This is a genomic window from Chromobacterium sp. Rain0013 (assembly GCF_015291765.1).
Taxonomy (GTDB): Bacteria; Pseudomonadota; Gammaproteobacteria; order Burkholderiales; family Chromobacteriaceae; genus Chromobacterium; species Chromobacterium haemolyticum.
On the sequence record NZ_CP031514.1, the window covers coordinates 3,916,226 to 3,928,023 of the forward strand.

The window sequence follows — 11,798 nt, forward strand, 5'->3', positions numbered from 1 at the left end:
TCCATGCTCACTAGCGCCCGCAATCAATTCGCCGGCAAGGTCGCCGCCATCCATCCCGGCGTCGTCAATGATGAGATCGACATCGCCCTGCCGGGCGGCGACATGATCACCGCCGTCATCACCCAGCGCAGCACCGCCAATTTGGGCCTGACCGTGGGCGGCGAAGCCTTGGCCATCATCAAGGCGCCCTGGGTGGTTCTGGCTCATCCCGAGGCCGGCATCAAACTCTCCACCCGCAACCGCCTGGAAGGCCGGGTGTCGGCGCTGCGTCCGGGCGCAATCAATACCGAGGTTGAAATCCGCCTCAACGGCGGAGACGCCCTGGTGGCCATGGTCACCAAGGAGAGCGCGGATGGTCTGGATCTGGCCGTCGGCAAGGCGATCATCGCCTTCTTCAAGGCCTCGCACGTGATTGTCGGTGTCCGCACCTGAGCCCACCAGCCCTGCAGGGAAGTATCGCCCACGGCTCCACCCGCCCTACGCGCGGCCGCTAGCCATGTGAAGGAGAGATGGAGCGCGGCGATGCCCGCGCGGGAATTCCATAGGCTCCATGCGGCAAGCCATTGCGTCCTCCCGCGCGCCGCCGGACGCGGATGCCGCAGCCAGAACGGGGCCGTCTGACTGTCTCGGGCCAGAATGCCCAGCCTCACCCCATAAGGCCGTTCCGGCGCGGAAACCGCCATGCCGAAACTACCGCACAACTCCGCCGCCAGCCGCGCCTGCGGCTGTTCCATGCCCAACTCGGACTGGGCCGCAAAAAAACCCCGCCAAGGCGGGGTTTGTCGTTTGCTGCCGCGGATCAAGACTTGGCCGGTGTTTCCCAGCCGCCGCCCAGTGCCTTGTACAGGCCCACCACCGCGTTGAGTTGGTCCAGCTTGGCGCTGACCAGGCCCAGTTCCGCCTGGAAGCTGTTGCGTTGCGCGTCCAGCACGTCCAGATAGCTGGCGTAGCCGTTGTCGTAACGCAGGTTCGCCAGACGCAGCGATTTGTTCAAGGCCTGGAACTGCGTGGTCTGCGCCGCCTGGATGTCCCGCGCCGCGCTGTAGCCGGACAAGGCGTCCAGCGCGTCCTTGAACGCGCTCTGCACCGTCTTTTGGTACTGCGCCAGCGCCTGCTTCTGCCGCGCATTGGCCGCGTCCACCGCGTAGCCGGTCTGGCCAAAGTTGAACACCGGCGCCGCCAGGTTGCCGACGAAGCTCCAGGTCCGCGTCGGGCCGGTGAACAGCGTGTCCAGCGACAGGCTTTGCGAACCCAGCGCCCCGCTCAGGCTGATGCTGGGGAAGTAAGCCGCGCGCGCCACGCCGATGCGGGCGTTGGCGGCGATCAGCTGCTGCTCGCTGGCGGCGATGTCCGGCCGACGCTCCAGCAAGCTGGAGGACAGGCCCGCCGGCACTTCCGGCGGCGCGGACAGCGCATCCAGGCTTTGGCCGCGCTGGATGCCGCCGGCCACCAGCTGCTTGGGCGAGTAGCCGAGCAGCACGCCCAGCGCGCTTTCGGTCTGCGCCAGCGCGCTGGCGATCTGCGGCACCTTGGCGCGGGCGGAAGCCGCTTCGGCCTCGGCCTGCTGCTGGTCCAGCTCGGAGATCAAACCGCCCTTGAAACGCTTGGTTTGCAGCTTCAGCGATTCCTCGCGGCTTTGCAGCGTGCGCTTGGCGATGTCCAGCTGGGCGTCGTAGGCGCGCAGTTGGAAATAGGTCTGCGCGGTTTGCGCGGCGATCGCCAGCTTCGAACTGTCGCGGGCGAAGCGGCTGGCGGCGAAGTCCGCGCGCGCCGCCTCGTTGCCGCGGCGCAGCTTGCCCCACAGGTCCAGTTCCCAGGACGCGGTGAGGTTGGCGTTGCGCACGTCGCTGACCAGCGGCGCGCCCGGCGTGGTTGTCGCCGTGGAGGTGCGGCCGCGCTGATAGCCGGCGTTGGCGTTCAACGCCGGCAGCAACTGGGCGCGGGCGATGCCGGCCTGGGCCGCGGCTTCGTCGACGCGGGCGGCGGCGGCGGCCAGGTCCTGGTTGTGTTTCAGGGCCTCTGCGATCAGCTGGTCCAGCACCGGATCATTGAACTGTTTCCACCAGTCCATGGCGATGGCCGGACTCTGGGCCTGGGCGCTGTCCGGCAGCTCCAGTTTGGGGCGGCTATAGTCGGGGCCGACCGCGCAAGCGGTCAGCATCAGCGCCACCAATGAGGGAATCAGGGCGCGTTTAAACATGGTCGGCCTCCTCCGCCGCAACCGGCTTTTTGCGCCGCTCGGACGCCTGCATGATCAGCCGGAAGAACATCGGCACAAAGAATGTGGCGATGAAAGTAGCGGCCAGCATGCCGCCCACCACCGGGGTGCCCAACGCGCGACGGCTGGCGGAACCGGCTCCGCTGGATATCACCAACGGCACGCAGCCCAGGATGAAAGCCATCGAAGTCATCACGATGGGGCGGAAACGCAGCCGCGCCGCTTCCAGCGCGGCATCCATCAACGGCAAGCCCTGCTGACGCTGCTGCACGGCGAACTCCACGATCAAGATAGCGTTCTTGGCCGCCAGGCCCACCAGCGTGACCACGCCGATCTGGAAGTAGACGTTGTTGTCCTGATGGCCGATGACGGCGGCGAGCAAAGCGCCGAACAGCGCGAAGGGCACCGAGGTCACCACCGCCAGCGGCAGGCTCCAGCGTTCATACTGCGCCGCCAGGATCAGGAACACCATCAGGATGCCGAACAGGAAAGCCGTGGCGGCGGTGCCGCCGGCCAGTTTTTCCTGATAGGCGCTGCCGCTCCAGGCCAGCGCATAGTCGTTGCCCAACACTTGCCGGGTCACCTCTTCCAGCGCCTGGATGGCCTGGCCGGAACTGACGCCGGGCGCCGGCTGGGCCAGTATCTTGGCGGCATTGAAAATGTTGAAGCGGTCCACCAGCTCCGGCCCGTAGCTGGATTTGACTTCCACCAGGCTGGACAGCGGCACCATCACCCCCTCGGTGGAACGCACATAGATATTGGCGATGTCCTCCGGCCGCGCGCGGAAATCCGCCTCGGACTGCAACTGCACCTTGTAGGTGCGGCCGAACTTGTTGAAGTCGTTGACGTAAAGCTGGCCGAAGGTGGCTTGCAGGGTGTCGAACACCTGGTTGATGTCCACACCCAGCGCCTTGGTTTTTTCACGGTCCAGATCCAGGTATTTCTGCGGCACGTTGGCGCGGAAGGTGGTGGTCACGCTGGCGAACTCCGGCCGCTGCCGCGCGGCGGCCAGCAGTTTCTCCGCGGCCTGGCTGAGCTTTTGCGCGCCATGGTCGCCGCGGTCCTGCAGATAAGCCTCCAGGCCGCCGGTAGTGGACATGCCGATGATGGGCGCAGGGTTGAAAGCGCTCATCACGCCGGTCTGCACGGTGCGGCCCAGGCGATTGAACTCGGCGGACACGGAGAAAGAGTCCTCGCCCTTGGCCTTGCGCTGGTCCCAATCTTTGAGGGTAACAAAGCTGGTGCCGCGGTTGGTCTGCTTGGAACCGGACAGGATGTCGAAACCGGTGAAGGTGGTGACGCTTTCCACATTGGGGTTGGCCATCATCAGCCGGTCGAATTCCGCCGTGGCCTTGGCGGTGCGAGTCAACGCGGCCGCGTCCGGCAGCGCGGTGCTGGCGAACAAGGTGCCCATATCCTCATTGGGCACCAACGAACCCGGCACTTTCTGGTACAAACCGACCGTGGCCGCCAGAATAACGGCAATCAGGCCGAAAGCGACGCCGACGCGGCGGTTGAGAAACAGCACGCCCAACACATAGCGGCCGGTCAAGCGTTCAAAAGCGCGGTTGAACCATTGGAAAAAACGCGGCGGCTGATGATGGCCGGGCTTGAGCAACAAAGCGCACAATGCCGGGGTCAGCGTCAGCGCGACAATGCCGGAGATGATCACCGACATGGCGATGGTGACGGCGAACTGCTTGTACATCACGCCGGTCATGCCGCCCATGAAGGCCACCGGCAGGAAGACCGCGCACAAGACCAGCACGATGGCCACCAAGGCGCCGGACACCTCCCCCATCGCCAGCACCGCGGCCTCCTTGGCGCTGCAGCGCCGCTCGCTCATGATGCGTTCGACGTTTTCCAGCACCACGATGGCGTCATCCACCACAATGCCGATGGCCAGCACCATGCCGAACAGGGTCAACAGATTGATGGAAAAGCCCAACAGCAGCATGCCGGCGAAGGTGCCGATCAGCGACACCGGCACCGCGATGCAGGGAATCAGCGTGGCGCGGAAATTCTGCAGGAACAAATAAACCACTAGGAACACCAGCACCGTGGCTTCCAGCAGGGTTTCCACCACGCCGTGGATGGAGACCTTGACGAACTTGGTGGTGTCGAAGGGAATGGTGTAGTCCACCCCGGCCGGGAAGCGGGCCTTGAGCTCCTCCATCTTGGCGGCGATGGCGGCGGATACCTTGAGCGCGTTGGCGCTGGGTTGCAGATAAGTGGTGATGCCGACGCTGGGCTTGCCGTTGCGGGTGCCGAGCACATCGTAGTCGTTGCCGCCCATTTCCACCCGCGCCACATCCTTGACGCGGATCTTGGAGCCGTCCGGCATCGAGCGCACGATGATGTTCTCAAATTCCTTGGGTTCGCTGAGCCGGCCCTTGGCGTTGACCGTATAAGTAAAGCTGATGGGCGCGCTGGTGGGCTGAGCGCCGATCTTGCCGGCGGCGAACTGAGCGTTCTGCTCTCGCACCGCCTTGGCCACGTCGGACGGGGTCAGGCCCAGCTGGGCCATGCGGTCCGGCCGCAGCCACAGCCGCATCGCGTAATCCGTGCCGCCCATCATCGCCACATCGCCCACGCCGGGAATGCGCTTGAGCTCATCCATTACGTTGAGCAGAGCGAAATTGGACAGGTAGTTGCGGTCGTACTGGCCCGTGGGCGAGCCGATGGAGATCACGCTGAGCACCGAGGTGGACTTCTTGCGCACCGTGACACCCTGGCGCTGCACCTCGTCCGGCAGCTGCTTCATCGCCGCCTGCACCCGGTTATTGACGTCGATGGTGGCCTGGTCCGGATCGGTACCCACGGCAAAATAGACATTGAGGCTGAGCTGGCCGTTGGAAGCGGCGCTGGATTGCATGTAGAGCATGTTTTCCACGCCGTTGAGCTGCTGCTCCAGCGGCGCGGCCACGGTTTGGGCGATGGTTTCCGGCGTGGCGCCCGGGTAATTGGCCGACACCGACACCACGGCCGGAACGATCTGCGGATACTGCTCCACCGGCAGCGCGCGCATCGCAGCCAGGCCGGCCAGCACGACGACGATGGACAACACGCTGGCGAAGATGGGGCGATTGATGAAGAAACGCGAGAACATAAGCCTCTCCTTACGCCTTGGCCGGCGCGGCGGTCACCGGCTTGACCACCGTGCCGGGACGGGCTTGCATCAGGCCATCGACAATCACCCGCTCGCCGGCCTTGAGGCCGGATTCGATCACCACCCGGCCGCCCACCTGAGCGCCCAGCTTGACCATCCTGGCCTGCACTTTGTTGTCCGCGCCCACCACCATCAGTTGATTGTCCGCTTGAGCCTGAACCACAGCCTGCTCCGGCACGGTCAGCACATTCTTGCGCACGCCCAGATCCAGCAGCACGCGCACGAACTGGCCCGGCAGCAAACGCTCGTCCTCATTGGGAAATTGCGCCCGAGCGCTGATGGTGCCGGTTTTGGGATCCACGCGGTTGTCGCGGAAATCCAGCTTGCCGCTTTGCGCGTAGACCCGGCCGTCCGCCAGGCGGATGCGAACCGGGTGGAGGGTGCCGTCATCCGCGCTCACTTTGCCGGTGGACAGGCTGTGCTCGTAATTGAGGCTGTCCTGCTCGGAAATGGAGAAATTGACGTAGATGGGATTGAGCTGAGAAATGGTGGTCAGCGGCTCGGCGGCGTCCACGCGGATCAGGCTGCCTTCGGATTGCACCTGCTTGCTAGTCAAGCCGGGAATCGGCGCGGCGACGCGGGTGTAGTCCAGGTTGAGCTGGGCTTCCTTGACCTTGGCGTCAGCGGATTGTTTAGCCGCCTTGGCTGAGTTCAGAGCCGCCACCGCGTTGTCGTAGTCCATTTTGGAAACCGCCTGTTCTTGGTACAGCGGACGGATGCGCTCCAGATCGGCTTCGGCTTTTTGCAGCGCGGCCAACTGCACCGCCTGCGCGCCCTTCGCCTGTCCCAGCTGCGCTTGGTAAGGCGCGGGATCGATCTGGAACAGCGTCTGGCCCTGCTTCACCGGCTGGCCTTCCACATAGGTGCGCTTGAGCAAAATGCCGCCCACGCGGGCGCGCACCTCGATATCACGGTAACCGGCGGTTTCGCCCACCAGTTCCATGGTCATGGGCACGTCGCCGGGCACAGCGGTTTCCACGGTGACTTGCGGTACGGCGGCAGCCTGTTGCTGCGGCGAGCCGCAGGCGGCAAGCCAAACGGGCGAGGACAATAGCAGGGCAAACGACAATAGCTGTCGCGGCGAATAGCGCATTATTATTTCTCCATATGAGCGGGTATTCAGGATGGGCGGGCCAACCCAGGCGCAAGCGGAAACCTTGTAGGGTCAAGCGGACTGCTCTGAACCAGAGGCGCGGCAGTCCTGTTTGGAAGCGGCTGAAGACCCGCTAACCCCTCACGTTGAGCCTGCTTGCACTGCCTGCGTCGGCGTGCTTTGGCTCAGGTTCTCTACGAGGGCTTGTTAGCGGCTCTAAACCGCCTCCCATTAGAACAGCCTGTTATGAAGTGTTTTTTTTGAAAACAGCCGTTTTTGTAAATTGCGGGTAAATTCACGGGAAAACGGTGTAAAAAGTTGTGAATGCGAATCAAATCTATAATGACGATCGCGACGCGCTGTTTTTGCGGTTTCAAGCCGCGCCGCCAACTGTCACCATCGCTAAGAGCCTGTTCTAAAGTCTCGCGAGCCAGGGCGAGACAAGGCAAAACGAGCGAAAAAGCGGAGTTTACGAGGGGCACGTGAGCATTTTGAGCTTGTACTCACCGTGCGACGCTTCACGAAGCGCTGCAGACTTTGAACAAGCTCTATGGCAGAGGCTGAAAGGCTTTCAATAGACGCTCATAGCTGCCGTCCCGACGCATTGCGCTCAGGCCGGCCTCGAATTTCGCCGCGTTCTCACGGCCCTTGGGCCGCGCCTTGGAGAAAGCTAGCCAAAAGCCATCCTGGCTGATGCTCCCCACCTTGCGAATGCGGCCCGCCGCGGCGGGGTTGCCGCGGATGCGCAACTGGCCGGGACGCGTGTTCATCAAGACATAATCCACGCGGCGGGCCAAAAGCATGCGAATCAGGTCGTCATCCGAATGCGCCACGGATTTTATGATTTTGGAATCTCTCATGAAAGCGCTGGGATAGGTGTAGTCCTGAGTAATGCCCACTCTTCGTCCGGCCAAGTCCCGCAGACTCAGCCCGGCATCAGCGGCTGCAAGCGAAAAGATGGCCAGCTCCTCGGTGAACATCGGCGTTGGATGCCACCAGAACTGTCCGCGATTATCGTCGGTAATGGTGGCGCTGAGACACCCGGCAACGCGGCCAACCCGCGCCAACATCAAACAACGCGCAAACGGCACCAGTACGAAGCTGACCAAAACGCCCTGGCGGCGGAAGGCCTCCCGCGCCAGTTGCGGCGCCAGCCCCTGCGGCGCGCCATCGGCGCCGCGCTCCGAATACGGCGGCCAGTCATCCTCCATGGCGATAAGCAGAGACGGAGGCGATGCGTCCGCTTGCGCCGCCACGGCGAGCAGGACCGCACACAAGATTCGTCGAAACCACGCTTGCATCTGTATCCCCTTCTCCCCCGCAACGACACGGCCCGACAATGGACAAGCGCCGCTCGCCAACAATCGCCCACTGCCAACGTGCAGTTCCCTAGCCACGCTTAATATCGACAGCTTTTCCAGTCAAGACGCCCTCATCAGCACCGCGGCCTCTCCTTTCCGCGAAACCACGTATGAAAATCGCGAGTCCGCCGATCGAATCGCCCTGGAACCTTATGTGCTGCTGGATGCCGTCCATCTTCTATCTCACAGGGAACAACGGCCTTCCTGCGCCGCCGCCTAAGCTGAAGCAGGCGACGGTAAAGCGCTTGACCCCCGCGCGCGGGCAATGCCAAGATCATGAATCGCCCCGCCTTCATGCTAACCGCTGCCGCTTGAGGAGATTGGTTTGGAACCGTTTTGCCATCCGCTGGAAGTGCGCTGGTCCGACTGCGACGCCAACCAGCACGTCCGCCATACCGCCTACGCCGATTTCTGCACTCATGCCCGCATCGAATGGCTGCGCGGCCAGGGCTTCGGCTTTGAACAATTTCAGGCGCTGGGCTTTGGCCCGGTCATTTTCAAGGAGTGGACCGAGTATTTCAAGGAACTGCGGCTGAGCGAGCGCATTCATGTGCGCCTGGCCATCGCCGGCCTCAGCCAGAATGGCAAACGCTTTTGCATCCGCCACGAAATCTACAAAGAGGACGGCCGGCTGGCCGCGCGTCACGAAGTCAGCGGTTCATGGATAGACCTGACCCTGCGCAAGCTGACCACGCCGCCGCCGGAACTGAGCGCCATCTTCGCCTGGGCGGAGCGCACCGAGGATTTTCAGGCGCTGGATTGAGAAACGCCGAACGCAAAAAAGCCCTGACTGAAACAGTCAGGGCTTTTTGCTTGCTTTGGCGGAGAGGGGGGGATTCGAACCCCCGTTAGGGTATTACCCTAAACACGCTTTCCAGGCGTGCGACTTAAACCACTCATCCACCTCTCCGGAGGTGTCTTGCTTGTCTGCGCCGGCTGGACCGGAGCAATAAAAAAACCGCCAGGGCAGTTTTTATTGATTCTGGCGGAGAGGGGGGGATTCGAACCCCCGTTAGGGTATTACCCTAAACACGCTTTCCAGGCGTGCGACTTAAACCACTCATCCACCTCTCCAGAATCTCTGCGAAACAAGGCGCTTGGCGTTTCGTTCACAGAGGCTGCGCAGTATATAAGCCCTATCCATCCGGCGCAAGTGTTTTGTAAGCGGAATGAGAAAAAAGCGCGTCGACATACTCGCCCACCCCTTCTCGTTCGCGCCGCAGCCAGCCGGCGATCGCCGCGCGGAAACGCGGGTCGGCGATGTAATGGGAGGACCATGTCCGCTCCGGTTCAAAACCGCGCGCCAGTTTGTGCTCGCCCTGGGCGCCTCCTTCGAAGCACTGCAGGCCGGCGCGGATCGCGTATTCCAGGCCTTGGTAGTAGCACAGTTCGAAATGCAGGCAAGGAATATCGACCAACGCGCCCCAGTAGCGTCCGTACAGTACGCCGTCCTGCTCCAGACACAGGCTGGCCGCCAGCGGCGCGCCGTCCCGCTCGGCGACGAACATCAGGCAATGCGAACCCAGCCGCTCCGCCAGCAGCGCGAAGAAAGCCGGGTTCAAATAGGGCGCGGAGCGATGCTCCAGATAAGTCTGGCGGTAGCAGCGGTAGAAAAACGCCCAATCCTCGGCATGGATGGCCTCGCCGCGCAGGGCCCGCACATTGACGCCCGCCTCCGCCACCTTGCGCCGCTCCTGGCGGATTTTCTTGCGCTTGTCCCGGCTCAACGTGGCCAGGAAGGCGTCGAAGTCGGCGTAGCCGCGGTTTCGCCAATGGAACTGCACGCCCTCGCGCAACAGCCAGCCGGCCTCGCCCAGCGCTTGCGCCTCCTCCCGCGTGGGAAACAGCACATGGGCCGACGACAAGCCGTGCTCGTCCACAACCTGCTCCAGGCCGGCGATCAATTGCGGCCAGGCCTCCGGAGCGCCCAGCAACCGGCGGCCGCTCACCGGGCTGAACGGCGACGCCACCACCAGCTTGGGATAGTATTGCAGCCCGGCGCGCGCATAGGCTTCGGCCCAGGCCCAGTCAAACACGTATTCGCCGCGCGAATGGCGCTTCAAATAAGCCGGCGCCAGCGCCTGCAAGCGGCCCTCCCGCTCCACTGCCAGCGGCAAGGGCTGCCAGCCGCTGGCCTCGCCCACGCAAGCGGCCCTCTCTAGCGCTTCCAACCATGGGCGGCCCATGAACAGGTTGCCGCTCTCCCCCAGCCCGGCCCATTGTTCCACGCTCCAGGCGCCCACTCTCTCATGCAATTGCAGCGACACCATGATTCCTCTCGGGCGTTTGCGCCGTCTATCAGGTAAAATTCCATCTATCTCGAAACATTCGGTTCCCTATCAAGATGCGTATCGCGCTCGCCCAGTTCAACCCCGTTGTCGGCGATATCGCCGGCAACACCCGCAAAATCCTCGACCTCGCCCACGCCGCCATCGCCCAGGGCTCGGACGTGCTGGTCACGCCGGAGCTGGCCTTGACCGGCTACAGCCCGGAAGATCTGCTGCTGCGCGACAGCTTCTACCGCGCCTGCAGCCAGGCGCTGGACGAGTTGCTGGAGCTGGACGGCATCACTCTGGTGGTGGGACACCCTGCCCGGATGGGCGCGGAGCGCTTCAACGCCGCCACCGTGCTGCGCGACGGCAACCGCCTGGGCCAGTATCACAAAATGCTGCTGCCCAACGACGAAGTGTTCGACGAATGCCGCTACTTCACCCCCGGCGCGGCGCCTCTGGTGTTCCAACAGGGCGACGCCAAGGTGGGCGTGCTGATCTGCGAGGACGTGTGGTCCGTCGACCCGGCCGCCGAAGCCGCGGACGCGGGCGCGGACGTGGTGGTGGTGCTCAACGCCTCCCCCTTCCATCGCAACAAGATTGAAACCCGCCACGACGTGCTGCGCTTCCGCGCCGAGGAAACCGGCCTGCCCTTCGCCTACGTCAACCTCACCGGCGGCCAGGACGAACTGGTGTTCGACGGCGCCTCCTTCGCAGTCAACCGCGCCGGCGAGGTGGTGGCCCAGGCCGCCGCCTACGACGACGAGCTGCTGATCGTCGACTTCGACAACGGCGACCTGCTGCCCGGCGCCAAAGCGGCACTGCCCGGCCCGCTGGAAAGCGTCTACCGGACGCTGGTGACCGGCGTGCGCGACTACATCGGCAAAAACGGCTTCCCCGGCGCGCTGCTGGGCCTGTCCGGCGGCATAGACTCCGCGCTGACGCTGGCGGTGGCGGTGGACGCGCTGGGCGCGGACAAGGTGCACGCGGTGATGATGCCCTCGCGCTACACCGCGGACATCTCGGTGACCGACTCCCGCGACATGGTGAACCGCCTGGGCGTGAAGTACGACGAAATCGAAATCTGGCCGATGTACGAAAGCTTCGTTCAGGCGCTGGCGCCCAGCTTCGCCGGCCTGGCCGAGGACACCACCGAGGAAAACCTGCAGGCGCGCATCCGCGGCACCCTGCTGATGGCGCTGTCCAACAAGAGCGGCAAGCTGGTGCTCACCACCGGCAACAAATCGGAAATGACCACCGGCTACTGCACCCTGTACGGCGATATGGCCGGCGGTTTCGCCGTGCTCAAGGACGTGGCCAAGACCCTGGTGTTCGAACTGTGCCGCTGGCGCAACCTGCAAGGCGAGATCATCCCGGAGCGCATCATCACCCGCCCGCCGTCGGCGGAATTGCGCCCGGACCAGACCGACCAGGACAGCCTGCCGCCCTATGAGGTGCTGGACGCCATCATGGCGCGCTACGTGGAGGAAAACCTGTCCGCCGACGCCATCATCGCCGAAGGCTACGCCGAAGCCGATGTGCGCCGCGTGGTGCGGCTGCTGAAGATCAACGAGTACAAACGCCGCCAGGCGCCAGTGGGCCCGCGCGTCACCCACCGCGGCTTCGGCAAGGACTGGCGCTACCCGATCACCAATAAATTCAGCTGACGCACGCGGCCGGGGCCGCC

Annotated in this window: 8 protein-coding genes and 2 tRNA genes; 3 read left to right on the forward strand and 7 right to left on the reverse strand. The window is 63.9% G+C overall.

From position 1 onward, the window contains the following. The first annotated feature begins 3 nt into the window (after positions 1-3). The gene (locus DXT74_RS17945) at positions 4-432 is read left to right on the forward strand and encodes a molybdopterin-binding protein (RefSeq protein WP_194426655.1); all 429 of its coding nucleotides are present in this window, start codon (positions 4-6) and stop codon (positions 430-432) included. A 367-nt stretch (positions 433-799) separates the two neighbouring features. Here the strand turns inward: DXT74_RS17945 and DXT74_RS17950 are convergent, their stop codons facing one another. The 4 genes from DXT74_RS17950 to DXT74_RS17965 form a co-directional block, all read right to left on the reverse strand. Continuing rightward, positions 800-2,200, reverse strand: coding sequence for an efflux transporter outer membrane subunit (locus DXT74_RS17950; protein WP_194426656.1), 1,401 nt, complete (start codon positions 2,198-2,200; stop codon positions 800-802). Next, complete coding sequence (locus tag DXT74_RS17955; protein ID WP_043640741.1) at positions 2,193-5,327, reverse strand: efflux RND transporter permease subunit; 3,135 nt, start codon at positions 5,325-5,327, stop codon at positions 2,193-2,195. Before DXT74_RS17955 ends, DXT74_RS17950 begins: the two co-directional genes overlap by 8 nt. A 10-nt stretch (positions 5,328-5,337) precedes the next feature. Next, positions 5,338-6,480: an efflux RND transporter periplasmic adaptor subunit gene (locus DXT74_RS17960; protein WP_081556873.1), complete on the reverse strand. Its 1,143-nt coding sequence runs from the start codon at positions 6,478-6,480 to the stop codon at positions 5,338-5,340. Positions 6,481-7,028: 548 nt separating this feature from the next. After that, positions 7,029-7,781 (reverse strand): ABC transporter substrate-binding protein, encoded by a 753-nt coding sequence (locus tag DXT74_RS17965; protein ID WP_194426657.1) that lies wholly within the window; start codon positions 7,779-7,781, stop codon positions 7,029-7,031. 385 nt (positions 7,782-8,166) lie between these two features. Here DXT74_RS17965 and DXT74_RS17970 point away from each other — a divergent pair, with 385 nt between their 5' ends. After that, positions 8,167-8,604, forward strand: coding sequence for a thioesterase family protein (locus tag DXT74_RS17970; RefSeq protein WP_194426658.1), 438 nt, complete (start codon positions 8,167-8,169; stop codon positions 8,602-8,604). A 56-nt stretch (positions 8,605-8,660) separates the two neighbouring features. On the opposite strand, the gene DXT74_RS17975 is transcribed toward DXT74_RS17970, so the two are convergent. The 3 genes from DXT74_RS17975 to DXT74_RS17985 form a co-directional block, all read right to left on the reverse strand. Beyond that, positions 8,661-8,751 (reverse strand) — tRNA-Ser (locus DXT74_RS17975). 73 nt (positions 8,752-8,824) lie between these two features. Further along, positions 8,825-8,915: transfer RNA gene (locus tag DXT74_RS17980), tRNA-Ser, on the reverse strand. A 62-nt stretch (positions 8,916-8,977) separates the two neighbouring features. Further along, positions 8,978-10,111, reverse strand: coding sequence for a GNAT family N-acetyltransferase (locus DXT74_RS17985; protein ID WP_194426659.1), 1,134 nt, complete (start codon positions 10,109-10,111; stop codon positions 8,978-8,980). 74 nt (positions 10,112-10,185) lie between these two features. On the opposite strand from DXT74_RS17985, the gene DXT74_RS17990 reads away from it, so the two are divergent. Further along, complete coding sequence (locus DXT74_RS17990) at positions 10,186-11,778, forward strand: NAD+ synthase (RefSeq protein ID WP_194426660.1); 1,593 nt, start codon at positions 10,186-10,188, stop codon at positions 11,776-11,778. Positions 11,779-11,798 lie beyond the last annotated feature (20 nt).

What these genes read in the sequence shown, in the direction of transcription:
- DXT74_RS17945 (WP_194426655.1), top strand. Translation starts at nt 4, where the DNA reads ATGCTCACTAGCGCCCGCAATCAATTCGCCGGCAAGGTCGCCGCCATC.
- DXT74_RS17950 (WP_194426656.1), bottom strand. Translation starts at nt 2,200, where the DNA reads ATGTTTAAACGCGCCCTGATTCCCTCATTGGTGGCGCTGATGCTGACC.
- DXT74_RS17955 (WP_043640741.1), bottom strand. Translation starts at nt 5,327, where the DNA reads ATGTTCTCGCGTTTCTTCATCAATCGCCCCATCTTCGCCAGCGTGTTG.
- DXT74_RS17960 (WP_081556873.1), bottom strand. Translation starts at nt 6,480, where the DNA reads ATGCGCTATTCGCCGCGACAGCTATTGTCGTTTGCCCTGCTATTGTCC.
- DXT74_RS17965 (WP_194426657.1), bottom strand. Translation starts at nt 7,781, where the DNA reads ATGCAAGCGTGGTTTCGACGAATCTTGTGTGCGGTCCTGCTCGCCGTG.
- DXT74_RS17985 (WP_194426659.1), bottom strand. Translation starts at nt 10,111, where the DNA reads ATGGTGTCGCTGCAATTGCATGAGAGAGTGGGCGCCTGGAGCGTGGAA.
- DXT74_RS17990 (WP_194426660.1), top strand. Translation starts at nt 10,186, where the DNA reads ATGCGTATCGCGCTCGCCCAGTTCAACCCCGTTGTCGGCGATATCGCC.